This is a genomic window from Albimonas sp., assembly GCF_055129145.1.
In genome coordinates, this window is record NZ_JBSRTQ010000070.1 from 22,609 (window position 1) to 39,479 (window position 16,871).

Genomic DNA, 16,871 nt, shown 5'->3' on the forward strand with positions numbered 1-16,871 from the left:
GCGGCCATGCCGGCATGGCCGCCGCCCCTCTGGCTTCTGCGCGCCCGCCAGCCCCCTACCCGGCGCCCACGCCCGAGGGGACGTGGCGGAGACGTGGCGCAGGCGCGGCATGCGGGCTCGCTCGTCGTCGCCGACAGGGACTGGACGGGGCCTCGCGGGTCTGGCCGGAGGGCTGAGCCCCCCGGCCGGTTCCCCGGATCAGGCGGGTTCGAGCAGCGCCCAGGGGTCGGGCATCACCGGCATCGGCACCTCGATGAGGGTCGGGCCCGGACGCTCGATGGCCCAACGCAGCGCCGCCTCCAGCGCCTCGGGCCCTTCGGCCCGGCGCGCCTCGGCGCCGAAGCTCTCGGCATAGGCCACGAAATCGGGGTTGCGCAGCTCCGTCGAGATCAGCTTGCCGCCATGCAGGTTGGCCTGCATCCGGCGCACATTGCCATAGGCCCCGTCGGCGAAGACCACGCCGACCGCGTTGATCCCGAACTGCACCGCCGTCGCCAGCTCGTTGCCGGTGAACAGGAACCCCCCGTCGCCGCAGAGGCCGACGACCGGCGTGTCCGGCAGCGCCACCTTGACGCCGAGCGTGGTGGCGTAGCCGAAGCCCAGCGTGCCCTGGTAGCCGGGCGTGATCAGCCGTCGCGGCAGGTCGACGGGCAGCGCGCCGGTCGCGGCGTAGCCGATCTGGGTGTAGTCGCAGACCACCGCCGCGTCCTCGGGCAGCGCCGCGCGGATGGCGCGGAGGTAAGCCATCTGGGGAGCGAGCGCCGCCTCGAACGCCTCGGTCTTCGCGGCCTTCAGCGCGGCGACCGCCTCGCGGCGCGCCTCGATGCGGGCGGCGTCGGGGGCGGGCTCGGCCGCCACCGCCTGGACGAGGGCGGTCAGCGCGGCGCCGGCCTCGGCCTCGATCGCCAGCGTCGGCGCCTCGCCGCGGGCGAACTGGGCGGGGTCGTGGTCGATGCGGATGATGCGGCGGTCCTCCACCCCCCAGCGGCGCCGCATCGAATGCAGGCGGGTGCCGACCGCCAGGATCACGTCGGCCTCGGCCCAGAGCTTGCGCCCCTCCCACATCCCCACGCCCCAGGGATCGTCGGAGCGCATCACGCCGCGCCCCTGCAGGTGGCAGGCCACCGGCGCGCCGAGCCGGCGCGACAGCGTCATAAGCTGCTCCCGGCTGTCGAGCGCCCCCGACCCGATCCAGATCAGCGGCGCCTTCGCCCCGGCCAGCAGGGCCGCGGCCCTGGCGATCAGCTCGGGCTCCCCGGCGGAGGGGAGGGGCGCCTCGGCCGCCCGGATCTCCATGCCCTCGGAGGCGCGGTTCTTCAGCACGTCGGCCGGAAGTTCCACCCCCGCCGGGGCCTTGCCCGCGGCCAGCGCCTCGAAGGCGCCGTCCATCACGCCGGCCACCGCGTCGGGGGACATCGCGGCCCCGCTCCACCGGGTGAGGCCCGCGAGGATCGCGCCTTGATCGGGCAGCTCATGCAGTTCGCCGCCGCCCTTGCCGATGGCGCCGGTGGCGATCTGGCCGATCACCGCCAGCACCGGCGCGTGGGTGGCGTAGGCGGTCGAGAGCGCCGCGCCGGTATTGAGAAATCCCGGCCCCGGCACCACCGCATAGGCGCCGACCTTGCCGGTCGCCATCGCATAGCCCAGCGCCATGTAGGCCACGCCCTGCTCATGCCGGGCATGGATGATCCTGAGCCGGTCCTGCGCGCCATGCAGCGCATTGAACAGATGGTCGAGCTGCACGCCCGGCAGCGCGAAGAGGGTGTCCACCCCGTTGGCGATCAGCGCCTCGACGGCGATCTCGCCTCCGGTCGGCGGATTGGCCCCCGCCGGCGTTTCGGCGGACGTTTCGGGAGCGGTCTTGGGGTCGGCGGTCATCGGCGGTGTCTTTCCTGGGGATCACGAGATCGGAGTCGGCGGCGCGGTCAGACGCGCGGAGAAGCCGGGCGGGCCGAAGCCCGGCGGCGGTATGTTTCACAGACAGTCATGAGGACGAACCGCCCCGGCGACCATGCGCCCGATGGTCAACGCGCCGACCCTCGACGCGGGCCCGCGCGTGGCGGTCGGCGGCGAATTTCGACGCGGCGCGGAGAGGCGAGCCCCGAGGCCGAAAACCGCCGAATCGAACACCCGGAACAATTCCCTTGCCGGAACCAACGGGCGCGCCCAATGTCCGGCCAACAGGCTTCCGATCAAACGGATAGCCGATTCTCATCACAAAACTGTCGAAACTCATATGGATGTCGCCCGCATGAAAGCGCGCCTGGCCCTTGCCGCAATTTTCGTCCTCGCGACCCAGTCGGCGGAGGCCCTCACCATCGCGTTCGAGGCGCCCGCCTCGCCGCTCCCCTATGCGGAAAGCGGCTACGCGTTCACCCAGACCGTGGGCGCGCAAGCCAAGATTCTCACCTTGTCCGGCGGCTCCGGCGCAATGTCGCTGGGCGTCGACCCCTACCCGAACGCCGGGGATACGGTGGTGGTGTTCAAAACCGGGGGCGGAACCTTCGCCTTCACCGCTTTCGACCTTTTCGGGCCGGACTCCGCCGACAGCTACGACGTCCTGAACGTGTTCGGCTATCTGCATGGCGAGGTGACCCAAGCGCTGCTCGGCGTCGCGCCGTCGGGCGCGGGCGGATACGCCTTTGAAACCGGATTCTCGGCGGCGGTGGACCAGATCAGCTTCGTCCTCGCATCGGTGCAGATCGAGGCGACCTGGATCGACAATCTGGTGTTCGAGGATGCGCCGGCGCCGTCCGCCGTGCCGCTTCCGGCGGGTCTGCCGCTGCTCTTCGCCGGCCTCGCCGGCCTGACGGCGGTGCGTCGGTTCGGCCATCGGGCCTGACGCGGCCCCCGCCTTCGGGCAGGCGCCGAAAGGCGCCTGCCCCACAGCGATCACGACCGGTAGTCGGGCTGTTCGCGGTCGAGCTTGCGACGCAGCGCCTGCCAGGGCAGCCAGCCCTTGGCGCTCCCGCCCGAGAACTGCTTCGCCGTGCGCGCCACCACCTCTTCGGGGGGCATGGTCAGGGCGACGCCGGCGGCCTGGGCGGTCAGTTGCAGGCGGCAGGACTGCTCGAGATAATACATGTAGTAGAACGCCTCGGCCACCGTGCGGCCTACGGTCAGAAGACCATGGTTGCGCAGGATCAGCCCGATGTTGTCGCCCAGGTCGCGCACCAGTCGCTCCCGCTCCGACAGGTTGTCGTCGGCCGCGATCCCCTCGTAGTCATGCACGCCGACCCGGCCGTGGAACTGGATGGAGATCTGGTTGAGCGGCAGGATCCCGCCGTCCTGCGCCGCCACCGCCATGCCCGCCTGGGTATGGGTGTGCATCACGCAGGCCGCGTCCTCCCGCTCGCGGTGCACGGCGGAATGGATCACGAAGCCGGCGGGGTTCACCGGCCAGGAGGTTTCCTGCGCGGGCTCGCCCTCGGCGTCGACCAGCACCAGCGACGACGCGGTGATCTCGTCGAAGAGCAGACCGTAGGGATTGACCAGAAAGCGGTGCCCCTCGCCCGGCACGCGGACCGAGAGATGGGTGTAGACCAGATCCGCCATGCCGAAATGCGCGATCAGGCGGTAGGCGGCGGCGAGGTCCTCGCGCAGCTCCTGTTCGGTGTCGACATGGTCGGGGGCGGGTTTGGCCGGCATGGCGAAGGGGGCGTTCATGCGAGGTCTCCGGCAAGAGGGGGGCCGGCGCCAGGGTCGCCGGAGAGCGGGTCGTCCCGCTCGGTTCGGTAGCGGTTTTCAGGCGCCGATGGGTCAGGATGCCCCACCGCGATGCCGCAGACCAGCCGTTGCATGGCCGGCGCGCCCAGATGCCGGGCCACCGCCTCGCCATGCATCGCCCAGTCGGCTTGCGGGCAGGCGGCGAGGCCCGCCTCCTCCAGCAGCAGCAGGACGGTCTGAAGGTAGATGCCCAGATCGAGCCATTGCCACGGGTTGGCGCGGCGGTCGACCAGCAGGAACACGCCGAGCGGCGCGCCGAAGAACCGGAAGTTCTCCTCGTTCCACGCGGCCCGCGCGGCGGCGTCGGCCCGGTCGATGCCCAGCGCCGCGTAGAGCAGCTCTCCGTTGCGGATTTTTCGCGTGAGGCCCTCCGGCGGCGGGCCGCCTTCGGGCTGGAAGGGCGGGTCGAGCGGCTCGCCCTCGGGCCGCGTGGCGCGTTGCCCGGCGACCATCTCCAGCAGCGTATCGAGCGGCGCCCCCGTCACCACCCGCGCCGACCACGGCTGCATGTTGGAGCCCGAAGGCGCCCGCGCCGCCCGGCGCAGCACGGACTCCACCGCGCCGCGGTCCACGGCGCGCCCCTCGAACGCCCGGACCGAGCGGCGGCGCGCTACGGCAGCGGAGACGCTCATCGCCCCCGCCGCCTTCATCCCGGCACGGTCCATTCGCGACCGCGCGGGGTTTCGACATATTCCGGCCAGCGATAGCCGATCGGGGCCTCGAAATCGGCCGGCAGCAAGGGGGCCACCCATTTGGTCCCGCCGACGCCGCCGCCGGTCCGTTCCTCGAATTCCGCCCGCGCGCGGGCCAGCGCGTCTTCGTCGGTCAGCAGGTCGAGCACCGTGGTCGCGATCACCTGGGCGGCCTTCGACCACATCGGGTCGATGCAGGCCGGGACCCCGCCCATCGCGTGGCGCACCCAGTCCGGATAGCGGTAGTTCGCCGCCGGCGGCTGCAGCGTGGGTTTCCCGACATAAAGCCGCACGGTCGGCGCGTGCCACGTATAGTCCACGTAATCGTCGGCCGCGTAGTTGAGCTGCCAGGACGGCAGCTGCTCGCGAAAACTCTTCTCGGCCTCCCAGGGCGGCGTGAGGCTTTGCAATCCATCGACGAAGGGCTCGTCCATCGGCTCCAGATCCAGCGATTTTTGCATCGCACGGGCGAAAGCCTTCGCCTCCTCCCCCCATTGCGGCGCGCCGAGTTTTTCGAAATTCTTGAAGGTGATCTCGGCCATCGCCTTGTTGGGCAGGCCGGCGCGGGTCCGCGTGATCCACGCCGCCTCGACCTTGCAATGGGTCATGCCGGCGATCTGCTCGGCGTTGCGGTCGAGCACCGAGAACGCCGCCGCGCACATGCCGATATTGGGGGCGCGCAAGGTATACTGGATCTGGCCGATGGCCGGCGCGACGTTGTCGGCCGTCGCCTGACCGGCGATGGGGATGAACTCGTTCATCGACCACGACCCGGTATGGGGCAGCATCGTCTCCTTCATCATCTTGGAATTCATGTACATCATGCACACGGCGTCGAGCGCGCCCGGCGCCCGCGCCGCGGCATGGCCATGGGTGACCCCGCCGGCGTTGAGCTCGGACTGCCAGGTTTCCGAATGCTCGCAGGTGAAGGTGTAGATGCGCGACCAGAGGGGGGCGGACGTCGTCTCCCAGAAGCAGCCGTTGGTCAGCGCCGGGAAGGAATGCGGGTGAAAGCTGATCGCCGCGTCCAGCCCGTCATAGAAGCCATGCGCCGCGTGGACGGGTTTCGAGCCGCACATCTTTTCCGCGGGCTCGCCGAAGAACACCAACGTGCCGGTCACGCCCTTGGCTTCCATCGCCCGTTTGGCGGCGAGGAAGCCCGCGAAGGACCCGATGCCCAGCGCCGAATGCGGGTCGGTATGGCCCGCGGCGTGCTTTGAAACCCCCTCGCGCGGCTTTTTGTAGGGCACCGCCTCCTGGCTCTGCCCCGGCACCGCATCGTATTCGGCGTAGCCGGCGATGCGCGGCCCGGGGCCGTTCGACCAGGTGGCGCGGAATGCGGTCGGCATGCCGGCCGTGCCGCGCTCCACCTCGAACCCCTCCGCCTCCAGCCGGTCCATGTACCAGGCCGACGAGCGGTATTCCCGCCAGGACGGCTCGTGCATGTCCCAGATGGTCATGTGATCCTTCGAGAGGGCGGCGTGGTTCGCCTCCAGCCAGGCCAATGCCTCGGCCTGCGCGTCGGTCCAGTCTTCGGTCTCGGCCATGGTCACACCTCGTCGCGGATCAGCGGCGAGGTCGAGCAGTGCAGGCCGCCGCCGCCCGAGATCACCTTGTCATAGGGCAGATGCAGGATCTCGACCCCGGCCCGGGTCAGCTCGCGCTCGGTCCGCGCCGACACCCCGTCGGGCATGATCACCCGCCCCGGCCCGATGGCGAGGCTGTTGATGATCGAGCTGTCATCCTCCGGGCAGACCTCGATCAGCTTGATCCCCATCTCGCCGAGCTGCTGGATGAACCACCAGGGCAGCAGCGCGGAGTTGCAGAGCGCCAGATCCGGCGCGAGCATCACCATCACCCCGTCGATATGCAGCCGGTAGCCGGTGAGCCCGACGCGGATCAGCTCCACCCCCTGGGAGCGGAGCACTTCCTCAACCTGCCGCGCGCCCTCGTCGTTGACCCGCGAGGAAATCCCCACCGCGGCAGTGGTGGGGTTGAGCCAGCAGAACGAGCCGCCCTCCATCACGCCCGTCCCCGAGACGGTGCGCAGGATCGGGCAGCCGATGCCGGCGAGCGTGCGGGTGACGGGCAGTTCCTCCCCGCGCCGGATCTTCGGCCCGAGGCGCGTGACGATGGCGCCGCCGCCGATGCCGATGACGGAATCGCGGGTGTAGCAGGTCTTCATCCGGCCCGTCGCGGCGCGGTCGACCATCACCACCTCGACGCCCTCGGCGCGCAGCAGCGCCACATAGGCGTCGTGCTGCGCCTGCATTCCGGGCAGGTCGGGGGGCGTGTCGCCGCGCCAGTACCAGCCGGTCTGCTCGTCGCCGAAGGCGTTGTTGTCCAGACGCATCGCGGGGTCGACCTGCGCCAGCTCCTGCCCCGGCCGGTGCATCAGGACCACGCGGAGCCGGCCCACATCGTTGCGGCAGCCCCAGTTGCGGCCCCACCAGCGCTCCAGCTGGTCAGGCGCTTCGAAGGCGGGCTCAGGCTCGGACGGGAAGCGCTTGATGAGCTGGTTGTAGCGCCACTCGTTCTCCGTGATCGCGTTCAAGGCGGGCTCCTTCGCTGTGGGGAACGCCGGGATGCGACGACGGAGATGTCGAAGCGGGGCGGGCCGCGCAAAACCTAGCGCGGGGCGGCGCCGCGCCGCAACATGAAATTTGGAGTTGGCTCCAAGTTTGAGCCGGACCCCTGCCCCGCCCGCGATGCGGACCCACAGGCCCGGACCCTCAGTGCCCGGCCGCCGCCTGCGCCGCCGCGGCCGCGTCGTCGCTCAGCAACCCGTGCAGGATCAGCTTGATATGGGGCACGCCGGCGTCGAGCAGATCCTCGATCCCCCCGGTCTCCGCCGCCACGAAGCGCGAGAAATCCCAGGTGGTGATGCCCACGATCAGGTTGGACAGCGCCATGAGGTCGACGTCCTCGCGCAGCACGCCGCGCTGCTGATAGAGGCGCAGCATGCGGATGTAATGCCGCTTGATCAGATTGTTGAGCCGCGCGCCGGTGCGGCTCGCCTTGCCGCCCGGCTCGACATACTGCGCCGACAGGATCACCCGCCAGCTTTCGCGCGAGAGGTGCCGCATCGCCTGCTCGGCCAGCAGCCGCTCGAACCCCAGCACGCCGGCGAAAATGTCCTCGGGCGGATCGCGCAGGTAAGCCCGCCGCTCCGGCAGCGCCGCCTTCACATGGCGCAGCGCCAGCTCCATCAGCAGGTTCGGCTTGGTGGAGAAGTAATTGTAGACCGTCGCCGGCGCCACCGAAGCGCTGTCGGCGATGGTCTCGATCCGCGTCGCCTCATAGCCGTGCTTGGTGAACAGCCTGTCCGCGGCGTCCAGCACCTGCTTCAGCCGGCGCCGCTTGTGTTTTTCCCTCAGGCCTCCCCCCGCCACCGATTCGCCTCCTGCGTGCAGCTGATCCCGGCCGATCCTTAGCAGACCCGTCGCCCGCAGGGTAATTGTATGCCGCTATAAGTTTGGAGTTGACAACACGCAACGCAGGTCCAGACATTATCGCAGCGCAGCATGATCTGCTGCGGCATGAAAGGAGGCTCCCGATGACCCTTCCCGCCCTTCGCCGCCGCGTCGCCTTCGCGACCATGCAAGCGGGGCGCCGGTCTTGCTGAGCCTCATCGACAATCCGCCGCCCTGGCCCAACGGCGCGCGCTGCGCGGTCTGCTTCGCCTACGACTTCGACGCGGAAAGCCTGCTGCACCTCTACTACCCCTCCGCCGACGTGACCCGGCGCATGGGCACGGCCGCGACGCTGCGCTACGGCGCGAAGGTCGCCATCCCGCGCATCGCGAAGATCTGGAAGCACTTCGGCATCCGCCAGACCGTCTTCGTCCCCGGCTGGTGCATCGAGCAATATCCCGAGGCGATGGCGATCCTGATCGAAGGCGGCCACGAGATCGGCCATCACGGCTGGCTGCACGAACGCGTCAACCAGTTCTCCCGCGAGGACGAGGAGAAGGTGATGATCGCCGGCATCCGCGCGATCGAGAAAGCCACCGGCGCCCCGCCCGTAGGCTATCGCTGCCCGTCGGGCGCGTTTTCCGAGCATACGCTCGACCTGATGATCGACCACGGCCTGCGCTACGACGCGTCGCTCGGCGGCCATGACATCCCCTATCTGCTGGAGCGGGCGGACGGGAAGACCGTGGTCTGCCTGCCCCATGACAACTCGCTGGACGACTGGACCCAGTATGTGAATCTCGCGGCGGCGGATTGGCGGATGCCGGTGCAGTCGCCTTCCCGCGCCATGGACGTGTTCCGCGCCGACTTCGACGCCGCCTGGCGCCATGGGGGCCTCTGGACCGCGGTCTGGCACCCGTTCGTCTCGGGCCGCTTGGCGCGCGCCGAGGCGCAGGTCGAACTGATCGAGCACATGATGGCCAAGGGCGACGTCTGGTTCGCCACCTGCGCCGAGATCTCCGCCCATATCGACGGCCTGATCGCGCGCGGCGCGTGGACCCCGATGGTCGAGCGGCTGCCGATGTGGCCCGAGCCCGCCGAACAGATCGTGCGCCCCAGCCGCTGAGGCGGCGCCGGGCGCGCGCGCCGAGAAGACCTCGACCGGAATTCACCGGGACCGGCCCTGAGAGGGCGGCCCGCAACAGGACAGAGGAACGGATCATGCGCACAATCGGAACCAAAGCGGCGCGGGGGGCGGTGATCGCCGCGGCCATCGCCGCAGGCTGGGCGGCCACGGCCCCCTTCGCCTCGGCCCAGGACCTGCCCGCCGCTTACAAGGATGCGGGGGTCATCAAGTCCGGCCTCAACGCCGGCTACCCGCCGCTGGAGATGGTCGACCCGAAGACCAACGAATTCATCGGCTTCGACATCGATCTCGCCGCCGCCATGGCCGAGAAGATGGGCGTGAAGGTCGAATACCTCAACGGCGCCTTCGAGCAGATGACCCCGGCCCTGCAGTCGCACCGCGTCGACTTCATCATGTCGGGCTTCTACGACACCCCCGCCCGGCGCGAGATCTTCGACTTCATCGATTACCTCAAGGCCGGCGCTCAGTTTTACGCGCCGACCGCCGAGACCGACCTGGTCGAGAACACCGACCTCTGCGGCAAGACCATCACCACCTCGCGCGGGACCTCCTACCCCAAGACGGTGGAGAAATGGTCGGAGGCCAATTGCGTCGCCAACGGCAAGGAGCCGGTGGAGGTCATCGTCGACACCGACCGCGCCCAGCAGCTGACCAACCTGCGCACCGGCCGTGCGGTGGCCGCCGTGCAGGGGCTGGAGGCGGTGCCCGCGATCATCGACGCCTATCCGGGCGAGTTCCGCCCGCTCGGCGCGCCGATTTCCTCCGCCCTGATGGGCATCGCCTTCAACAAGGCCGACACCGAGCTGCGCGACGCCTTCCTGGCCGCCCTCAAGGCGGTGATCGAGGACGGGACCTATGACGAGCTGATCGACAAGTGGAAGCTGGGACTGTCGGCCTATACCGACGCGACCGTCAACATGGGTCCGCAGCCTTGAACCCGACCTCCGGCGCGGCCGCGTCCCCCGCCCCGATCCCGGCGCGGCGCGAGGCCGTGCCGGAGATCGACATCTCGAAAATGATCCAGGTGCGGCCCCGTCGCTGGGGCCGCCTCTGCGCCGTCGCGATCATCGTGGCGATCCTCGCCTGGCTGGCGAAGGCCTTCGCGGAAGGGACCATCGCCTGGGACATCACTGGCGACTACATGTTCTGGCCCACGGTCCTGATGGGGGTCTGGGGCACGATCTGGATGTCGGTGGCCTGCATGATCATGGGCATCGTCATCGGCGTGGTCTGCGCGGTGATGCGCGGCTCGCCCAATCCGGTGCTGCGCTGGGTCGCCATCGGCTATCAGTGGTTCTTCCGCGGCACGCCGGTGGTCCTGCAATTGCTGATCTGGTTCAACCTGGCGCTGGTCTTCCCCTATATGGGCATCCCCGGCATCGGCTCGGCCCGCACCGTGGATCTCATCACCCCCATCGTCGCCACGCTGCTGGGGCTGGGGCTGAACCAGGGGGCCTACACCTCCGAAGTGGTGCGCGCGGGGCTGCTTTCGGTCGACCGCGGCCAGTTCGAGGCCGCCCAGGCCGTCGGCATGGGCTACTGGACCTCGCTGCGCCGCATCATCCTGCCCCAGGCGATGCGGGTAGTGATCCCGCCCTTGGGCAACGAGTTCATCGGGCTGGTGAAAATGACTTCGCTCGCCTCGATCATCGGGTTTTCGGACCTGCTCCGCTCGGTCCAGGACGTCTATTATCTGAATGCCCGCGTCATCGAGCTGCTGATGGTCGCCGCCGCCTGGTATCTGCTGGTGGTCACCCTCCTTTCCATCGGGCAGAGCGCGCTGGAACGCCGCTTCGGCCGCGGCTTCGCCTCGGGGGTGCGGACCGAATGAACGTTCCCGCCCATTCCGCCCCCATCGTCTCGGGCCGCAAGGTCGGCAAGCTTTTCGGCGATTTCCGCGCGCTGCGCGACGTCTCCATCGACGTGGCCGAGGGCGAGGTGGTGTGCATCATCGGCCCTTCCGGCTCCGGCAAAACCACCTTCCTGCGCTGCATCAACCAGCTGGAGCGGATCGACAACGGATCGCTCTGGCTCGACGGGGAACTGGTCGGCTTCCGCCTCGACGGCGACCGCCTCCATCCCCTGCCCGACGCCGGGATCGCCCGCCAGCGCCGCAAGACCGGCATGGTCTTCCAGCGTTTCAACCTGTTTCCGCACATGACCGCGCTGCAGAACGTCACCGAAGGCCCGATCCGCGTGCTGGGCGAGCCTCGGCCCGCCGCCACCGCCCGGGCCATGGCGCTGCTTGAGCGGGTGGGGCTCGCCGACAAGGCGGCCTCCTACCCCAAGGATCTTTCGGGCGGCCAGCAGCAGCGCACCGCCATCGCGCGGGCGCTGGCGATGAACCCCAAGGTGATGCTGTTCGACGAACCGACCTCCGCCCTCGACCCCGAACTGGTCGGCGAGGTGCTGACCGTGATGCGCAACCTGGCCGCGGAGGGGATGACGATGATCGTGGTCACCCATGAGCTCGCCTTCGCGCGCGAGGTCGCCGACCGGGTGGTGTTCATGGACCGCGGCACGGTGGTCGAGACCGGCGCCGCCCACGCCATCATGGACCACCCCCAGGAGCCCCGGACCCGCGATTTTCTGAGGTCGGTGACGGAGCGGAGCTAAGCCCGGCCCCTCACATCACCGCCCGACACACAGCCTCCACCTGCGCCGCGGAGGGCTTCGGCCCCTGCCCGGTGGCGTGCATCAGCGTGATGCCGTCGATCAGCCCGGCGCAGGTCTCCACCGGGGCATCCTCGCGCCCCTCCGAGATCAGCTTGAGGAAGAACTCGATCGGACGGCGCGCCGCCGCGGTCAGCAGATCGCCCAAGCCCGCCAGATCCTCGCGCCGCGCCGAGGCCAGGGTCAGCTCGATCCGAGCCAGGAACAGCGGGCGGGAGCCGGCGGCGTAGTCCACCAGCTCGGCCCCCACATAGGCCAGCGCCGCGTCCATGCCCTCGCCCGCCACCCGCTCGGCGAAGCCGCGCTGGAGGTCGTCGCAATCCTCGCCCAGATGCTCGGCCAGCCGCTCCGCCGCCGCCAGGATCAGCGCGGTCTTCTTGGGGAAATAGTAGGTGGTAGACCCCTGCGGCAGCCCCGCCGCCTGGTCGACCGCCCGATGGGTCAGACCCTCCAGCCCCTTCGCGCCGATCAGCGCGATGGCCTCGTCGAGGATCACGGTCTTGCGGTCGGTTCTTGCCATCGCCCAAATCTCTACATATGAAGTGCATAACGCGACACACGCAGCGCCTCACTCAACAGACATGAGAGTTTCATGACAGGTTCCATCACCCGCTTGAACCCCGAGACGATGCCGAATTCGGCCGCCATGGGCTATTCGCAGATCTCCATCGTGACCCCGGGGCGCATGGCCTATGTCTCCGGTCAGGTCGCCTGGCGCCCCGACGGCGCGGCGCCGCCCGAGGGGCTGGCCGATCAGACCCGCATCGCGGCGGCCAACGCCCGCGCCGCGCTCGACGCGCTGGGGGCCACGCCCGAGGATGTGGCGATCCTGCGCTGCTTCATGGTCGGCCTGACGCCCGAGACGCTGGAGGAGGTGTTCCCGCCGATCCTGGAATTCCTCGACGGCGCCCAGCCCTGCATCACCGGCGTCGGCGTCGCCTCGCTCGCCTCCCCTGAGTTGAAGGTCGAGCTGGAGCTGACCGTGCGCCTGCCCGATTGACGCGCCTCAATCCTCCAGCGGCACCACCGGCGGCACGATCTCGGGCAGGCTCACCCGGCCCGAGCGCGTCACCCGATAGCCCCGGATGCCGGCGCACGACACCCCGCCCGAAACCAGCAGCGCGCGGGTCTTCGCCTCCATCCCCAGCGGCACATAAAGCAGAAAATGCTTTGCGGGGCGGCCGTTCTCGGGATCGGTGTAATGGCCCTTGAAGGCCGCGGCCTGCGACAGCGCCTTCCAGCGCGGGACGCTCGCCGCCGCGATCTGGTCCGGCAGCTCGACTTCGGCGAGCTTGCAGGTCCGCCCCTCGGCGTCGACGACCACGATGTCGGGCCAGATCTCGCCGCCCTCGAACGGGACCGATTTGCGCCGGTGCAGGCGCGTGTTGGTCAGGGCGTGCAGGTCGAGGCCCCAATGGGTCTGATCCTCGCCGGGAAACGGGAACCGCTCGGCCAGCACGAAGCGTTGCACCGCGTCATGGGCGGCGTCGTCGATCACCTCGACCACCGGATCGTCCCCGGCCGGCGGCGGGCTGTCGGGGCGGTGATCCTTGCCGTTGCCGATGGTGCGGTGGGGGAGGACATGGACCGTGCCGTCCGCCTCCACCCGCACCCCGCGCAGGGCGTGGTAGGAGACGGCGTTCCCCTCCAGCAGCGCGAGCGCCTCGTCCTCGCGCCCCGCGGGCACGTAGATCAGCAGGTGCCGACAGCCGGTCTCCGTCGCGTCGTCGGCGGCGTCGGAGGCGGCGCGCCAGCGGGCGACGGTCTCCGGCCCGAAATCCATCTCGATCTCGCCGATCTCGCGGGTCCGCCCGTCGCCGTCGACGATCACGATGTCGGGGTAATGCGGCCCCTCCGGCCCGTCTATCGCCCGGCGGGGATGGGTCGGGGTGTTGACATAGGTGCGGTAGTGCAGCGGCCAGCTGGGATGCGGCTGATCGGGGAAGGGGAAGCGGTTGGCGGCGATGAAGCGCACCGCCCGGTCGTGCTGACCTTGGGTGAGGGTGGTCACGGGGGCTCCTGGGTTCGGCGTCTTCGGGGGGCGCGAGGGCCAGAGCATCGCGCGCGCCGCCTGCTGTCAATAGCGTCGACTCCAAATATGGAGCCCGGCCCAGATTTGCCCGTTCCGCAGGCGCCCGGCCCCGCAAGGCGCCCGCCGCGCGGTCATTCCGCCTGCGCCATTTCAAACATCACGTCGGCCATCACCTGCGCGCCGGCGGCGGCATGGGCGGGGTCGACATTCTCGGCCGGGTTGTGGCTGATCCCGGCCTCGCAGGGGATGAACAGCATCCCCGTCGGCCAGCGGTCCGGGAACCAGCGCGCATCATGCCCGCCGCCCGAGGCGATGGTCCGCCGCGCCAGGCCCCGCCGGTCCGCCGCCCGCGCATAGGCCGCCTGGACGGAGGGGGAGAACGTCACCGGCGCGTGCCAGCTGGCGTCCTCGACCACGACCTCGCAGAGCCGCGAAAACCCTTGCGCCTCGGCGATCACCAGGTCCCCCAGCCGGGTCAGCTCGTCCTGAGACGGGTGCCTCAGGTCCAGAACCATGTCCACCCGCCCCGGCACCACCGAGACCGCGTTGGGCGTCACCGTGAACCGCCCGAAGGTGAAGCGCAGCACGTCCGACGGGTCGCGACAGGCCTCCGCCAGACCCCGGCAAACCTCGATCGCATCCACGAAGGCGTCCTTGCGCAAGGAAAGGGGCGCGCCGCCGGAATGATCCTCCCGACCGATCACCGAAATCGCGAGCCGCCGATGCCCCTGCACCCGGTCGACCACCCCGATCACCTCGCCCCCCGCCTCCAGCAGCGGCCCCTGCTCGATATGCGCCTCCAGCAGGGCCGCGAAGGGCATGCCCAGCGCGCGGGGCTGCGCCTCCGGGATCGCGCGGCGCAGGTCGGCCACCCCATCGCCGAGGATCCCGCCGTCGTCGCCGACTTTGGAAAGCGCTTCGTTCAGACCGAGCCCGCCCGCATAGACCTCCGAACCCATGCAGCCGGGGCGGAATCGCGCGCCCTCCTCATTGCACCAGATCACGCATTCCAGCGGGCGGCGGGTGGCGAGGCCGCGATCCTCGGCGGTCTCCATCGCCTCCAGCGCCGCGAGCACGCCGAAGATGCCGTCGAAACGCCCGCCCGTCGGCTGACTGTCGCAATGCGAGCCGGAGACGACGGGGGCCGCGGCGGGGTCCGTCCCCTCGCGCCGGATGAACATGTTGCCGACGGGATCGAGCAGCACCGAGAAGCCCCGCGCCAGCCCCCAGTCCGCGAGCCTGCGATGCGCCGCGATGTCGTCGGCATCCAGCGCCAGCCGATGCACCCCGCCGCCCGGCCGCGCGCCGATCCCCGCCATTTCCATATGCCGGTCCCACAGCCGGGCGGCGTCGATCTCGGGCAGGTCGACAAGGGGCAGCTCGGGGATCGCGGGGTCGGGCATCGGGGAACTCCAGGCGTCAGGCGCGCGCCGGCCGATCCGGCGCATCGCCCAACCATGCGGGTTTCATGCCGACCGGGCGGGCGCCCTCGCGTCTCCCCAAGCGACATTCTCTGCGGTATGCTGCGCGCAGAACAAGATCGCGACCGCCCGCAGAGGCTGAGTCGCCAGGGAGGACCCGCATGAATTTCCCGCTCGAAAAGATCGACGCGACCCAGGCCACCGCGCATTTCGACGTGCTGATCGTGGGCGCCGGGATCTCCGGCATCGACGCCGCCCATCACCTGCTGGCCGAGCACCCCGAGCGCAGCTTCGCCATGCTGGAGCGGCAGTCCGCCTTCGGCGGCACCTGGCGCACCCATCGCTATCCCGGCATCCGGTCCGACAGCGATCTGCACACCTTCGGCTTTCGCTGGAAGCCCTGGACCGGGCCGACCATCGCCACGGCGGAAGAGATCCTCGCCTATCTGGACGAGGCCATCGCCGAACAGGGCCTCGGCCCCCGCATCCGCTACGGGCACGCGGTGGAGGCGGCGGAATGGGACTCGGCCGAGGCGCGCTGGACGCTGAGCGTGCGCCGGCAGGAGGATGACGCCCTCCTGACCATGACCTGCAATTTCCTGTGGATGTGCCAGGGCTACTATCGCCATCAGCAGGGCTACACGCCGGACTTTCCCGGCGCCGAGACCTTCGAAGGTCGGATCGTTCACCCCCAGACCTGGCCCGAGGATCTGGACGTCGCCGGCAAGCGGATCGTGGTCATCGGCTCCGGCGCCACGGCGGCGACGCTGGTGCCGGCGGTGGCGGGAAAATGCGCGCATGTGACCATGCTGCAGCGCTCCCCGACCTGGTTCTACCCGCGGCCCACCAAGGACGAATTCGCCGAGATCCTGAAGGGTCTCGACCTGCCGCATGAGCAATATCACGAGATCATGCGCAAGAAGATCCTCAAGGACGGCGCCACCACCATCGCCCGCAGCTTCGCGGAGCCCGAGGCGCTGGGGAACGATCTGCTGGCCGGGGTCCGCGCGCATCTGGGCGACGATTTCGACGTCGAGACCCATTTCAAGCCGGACTACCGCCCCTGGCGGCAGCGGCTGGCGGTGGTGCCGGACGGCGACATGTTCAAGGCGATGAAGCGCGGCGAGGCCTCGGTGGTCACCGACCGCATCAGGACGTTCGAGCCGGGCGGGATCCGGCTTGAGTCCGGCGACCTGCTGGAAGCCGACATCATCGTCACCGCCACCGGCTTCGACCTCTGCGCCATGGGCGACATCGCGATGAAGGTGGACGGGGCGGATCTGGACCTGGCGCAAAGCTGGACCCATCGCGGGATCATGTTCTCGGGCGTGCCCAACCTCGCCTGGACGTTCGGATATCTGCGCACGTCCTGGACCATGCGGGCGGATCTGGTGTCGGGGTTCGTGTGCCGGCTGCTGGCGCGGATGGACGCGGGCGGCGCCAAGGCGGTCACGCCGATGCTGCGCGACGAGGACCGGCAGATGGAGCCCAAGCCCTTCATCACCGACGAGAATTTCAACGCCGGCTACATCATGCGCGGCATCGGCATCATGCCGCGCCAAGGCGACAAGCTGCCCTGGGTGATGACCCAGGACTACCAGATCGACAAGACCGAGATCCCCTCGGCCGACCTCGACGACGGCACCCTGATCTACGCCTGAGCCGGAGCCCCCCCTGCGGGGGGCGCCGCGACCGCCGGAGCGCTGGGCGGCGAGGCCCCGCCCGCGGTGCGGTCCGGCGAAGCGCCCGGCGGAGACGCCGCGCGGT

16 protein-coding genes are annotated in these 16,871 nt (G+C 69.9%); 7 read left to right on the plus strand and 9 right to left on the minus strand.

Annotated features, from left to right (window positions below; translation table 11 throughout):
• Nucleotides 1-198 precede the first annotated feature (198 nt).
• Nucleotides 199-1,878 carry a thiamine pyrophosphate-dependent enzyme gene (locus ACTB72_RS12360; RefSeq protein WP_463037297.1) on the minus strand — a complete coding sequence of 560 codons (1,680 nt, stop codon included), beginning with the start codon at nucleotides 1,876-1,878 and terminating at the stop codon, nucleotides 199-201.
• Nucleotides 1,879-2,011: 133 nt separating this feature from the next.
• On the opposite strand from ACTB72_RS12360, the gene ACTB72_RS12365 reads away from it, so the two are divergent.
• Nucleotides 2,012-2,842, plus strand: a complete 831-nt coding sequence (locus tag ACTB72_RS12365; protein WP_463037298.1) for a VPLPA-CTERM sorting domain-containing protein — start codon at nucleotides 2,012-2,014, stop codon at nucleotides 2,840-2,842.
• 50 nt (nucleotides 2,843-2,892) lie between these two features.
• Here ACTB72_RS12365 and ACTB72_RS12370 read toward each other — a convergent pair whose 3' ends face one another.
• From ACTB72_RS12370 to ACTB72_RS12390, 5 genes are all read right to left on the minus strand, one after another.
• Nucleotides 2,893-3,666 carry a class II aldolase/adducin family protein gene (locus ACTB72_RS12370; RefSeq protein ID WP_463037299.1) on the minus strand — a complete coding sequence of 258 codons (774 nt, stop codon included), beginning with the start codon at nucleotides 3,664-3,666 and terminating at the stop codon, nucleotides 2,893-2,895.
• Nucleotides 3,663-4,358 carry a nitroreductase gene (locus ACTB72_RS12375; RefSeq protein WP_463037300.1) on the minus strand — a complete coding sequence of 232 codons (696 nt, stop codon included), beginning with the start codon at nucleotides 4,356-4,358 and terminating at the stop codon, nucleotides 3,663-3,665. The genes ACTB72_RS12370 and ACTB72_RS12375 overlap by 4 nt, the downstream gene beginning before the upstream one ends.
• A gap of 14 nt (nucleotides 4,359-4,372) precedes the next feature.
• Complete coding sequence (locus ACTB72_RS12380; protein WP_463037301.1) at nucleotides 4,373-5,965, minus strand: zinc-binding metallopeptidase family protein; 1,593 nt, start codon at nucleotides 5,963-5,965, stop codon at nucleotides 4,373-4,375.
• A gap of 2 nt (nucleotides 5,966-5,967) precedes the next feature.
• On the minus strand, nucleotides 5,968-6,972 hold the full coding sequence (locus tag ACTB72_RS12385) for a dimethylarginine dimethylaminohydrolase family protein (RefSeq protein WP_463037302.1): 1,005 nt from the start codon (nucleotides 6,970-6,972) through the stop codon (nucleotides 5,968-5,970).
• Nucleotides 6,973-7,150: 178 nt separating this feature from the next.
• A complete protein-coding gene (locus ACTB72_RS12390) occupies nucleotides 7,151-7,810 on the minus strand; it encodes a TetR/AcrR family transcriptional regulator (RefSeq protein ID WP_463037303.1) in 660 nt (219 codons plus the stop codon).
• Between the two features lie 226 nt (nucleotides 7,811-8,036).
• Between ACTB72_RS12390 and ACTB72_RS12395 the strand changes: the two genes are divergently transcribed.
• The 4 genes from ACTB72_RS12395 to ACTB72_RS12410 all read left to right on the plus strand — a co-directional run bounded on the left by ACTB72_RS12395 (nucleotide 8,037) and on the right by ACTB72_RS12410 (nucleotide 11,594).
• On the plus strand, nucleotides 8,037-8,957 hold the full coding sequence (locus ACTB72_RS12395) for a polysaccharide deacetylase family protein (RefSeq protein ID WP_463037304.1): 921 nt from the start codon (nucleotides 8,037-8,039) through the stop codon (nucleotides 8,955-8,957).
• A 95-nt stretch (nucleotides 8,958-9,052) separates the two neighbouring features.
• Nucleotides 9,053-9,913: an ABC transporter substrate-binding protein gene (locus tag ACTB72_RS12400; protein ID WP_463037305.1), complete on the plus strand. Its 861-nt coding sequence runs from the start codon at nucleotides 9,053-9,055 to the stop codon at nucleotides 9,911-9,913.
• Complete coding sequence (locus ACTB72_RS12405) at nucleotides 9,910-10,809, plus strand: amino acid ABC transporter permease (RefSeq protein WP_463037306.1); 900 nt, start codon at nucleotides 9,910-9,912, stop codon at nucleotides 10,807-10,809. The genes ACTB72_RS12400 and ACTB72_RS12405 overlap by 4 nt, the downstream gene beginning before the upstream one ends.
• Complete coding sequence (locus tag ACTB72_RS12410) at nucleotides 10,806-11,594, plus strand: amino acid ABC transporter ATP-binding protein (protein ID WP_463037307.1); 789 nt, start codon at nucleotides 10,806-10,808, stop codon at nucleotides 11,592-11,594. The genes ACTB72_RS12405 and ACTB72_RS12410 overlap by 4 nt, the downstream gene beginning before the upstream one ends.
• Nucleotides 11,595-11,604: 10 nt before the next feature.
• Here ACTB72_RS12410 and ACTB72_RS12415 read toward each other — a convergent pair whose 3' ends face one another.
• Nucleotides 11,605-12,171: a TetR/AcrR family transcriptional regulator gene (locus tag ACTB72_RS12415; protein ID WP_463037308.1), complete on the minus strand. Its 567-nt coding sequence runs from the start codon at nucleotides 12,169-12,171 to the stop codon at nucleotides 11,605-11,607.
• Nucleotides 12,172-12,243: 72 nt separating this feature from the next.
• Here ACTB72_RS12415 and ACTB72_RS12420 point away from each other — a divergent pair, with 72 nt between their 5' ends.
• Nucleotides 12,244-12,651, plus strand: coding sequence for a RidA family protein (locus ACTB72_RS12420; RefSeq protein WP_463037309.1), 408 nt, complete (start codon nucleotides 12,244-12,246; stop codon nucleotides 12,649-12,651).
• Between the two features lie 6 nt (nucleotides 12,652-12,657).
• Here the strand turns inward: ACTB72_RS12420 and ACTB72_RS12425 are convergent, their stop codons facing one another.
• On the minus strand, nucleotides 12,658-13,662 hold the full coding sequence (locus ACTB72_RS12425) for a hypothetical protein (RefSeq protein ID WP_463037310.1): 1,005 nt from the start codon (nucleotides 13,660-13,662) through the stop codon (nucleotides 12,658-12,660).
• A gap of 152 nt (nucleotides 13,663-13,814) precedes the next feature.
• Nucleotides 13,815-15,086: a hydantoinase/carbamoylase family amidase gene (locus ACTB72_RS12430; RefSeq protein ID WP_463037311.1), complete on the minus strand. Its 1,272-nt coding sequence runs from the start codon at nucleotides 15,084-15,086 to the stop codon at nucleotides 13,815-13,817.
• 179 nt (nucleotides 15,087-15,265) lie between these two features.
• Between ACTB72_RS12430 and ACTB72_RS12435 the strand changes: the two genes are divergently transcribed.
• Nucleotides 15,266-16,765, plus strand: a complete 1,500-nt coding sequence (locus tag ACTB72_RS12435) for a flavin-containing monooxygenase (protein WP_463037312.1) — start codon at nucleotides 15,266-15,268, stop codon at nucleotides 16,763-16,765.
• The last annotated feature ends 106 nt before the right edge of the window (nucleotides 16,766-16,871 follow it).

Excerpts from the sequence above, each read along its gene's own strand:
- ACTB72_RS12360 (WP_463037297.1), bottom strand. The coding sequence starts at position 1,878 with ATGACCGCCGACCCCAAGACCGCTCCCGAAACGTCCGCCGAAACGCCG.
- ACTB72_RS12365 (WP_463037298.1), top strand. The coding sequence starts at position 2,012 with ATGCGCCCGATGGTCAACGCGCCGACCCTCGACGCGGGCCCGCGCGTG.
- ACTB72_RS12370 (WP_463037299.1), bottom strand. The coding sequence starts at position 3,666 with ATGAACGCCCCCTTCGCCATGCCGGCCAAACCCGCCCCCGACCATGTC.
- ACTB72_RS12375 (WP_463037300.1), bottom strand. The coding sequence starts at position 4,358 with ATGAGCGTCTCCGCTGCCGTAGCGCGCCGCCGCTCGGTCCGGGCGTTC.
- ACTB72_RS12380 (WP_463037301.1), bottom strand. The coding sequence starts at position 5,965 with ATGGCCGAGACCGAAGACTGGACCGACGCGCAGGCCGAGGCATTGGCC.
- ACTB72_RS12400 (WP_463037305.1), top strand. The coding sequence starts at position 9,053 with ATGCGCACAATCGGAACCAAAGCGGCGCGGGGGGCGGTGATCGCCGCG.
- ACTB72_RS12410 (WP_463037307.1), top strand. The coding sequence starts at position 10,806 with ATGAACGTTCCCGCCCATTCCGCCCCCATCGTCTCGGGCCGCAAGGTC.
- ACTB72_RS12415 (WP_463037308.1), bottom strand. The coding sequence starts at position 12,171 with ATGGCAAGAACCGACCGCAAGACCGTGATCCTCGACGAGGCCATCGCG.
- ACTB72_RS12420 (WP_463037309.1), top strand. The coding sequence starts at position 12,244 with ATGACAGGTTCCATCACCCGCTTGAACCCCGAGACGATGCCGAATTCG.
- ACTB72_RS12430 (WP_463037311.1), bottom strand. The coding sequence starts at position 15,086 with ATGCCCGACCCCGCGATCCCCGAGCTGCCCCTTGTCGACCTGCCCGAG.
- ACTB72_RS12435 (WP_463037312.1), top strand. The coding sequence starts at position 15,266 with ATGAATTTCCCGCTCGAAAAGATCGACGCGACCCAGGCCACCGCGCAT.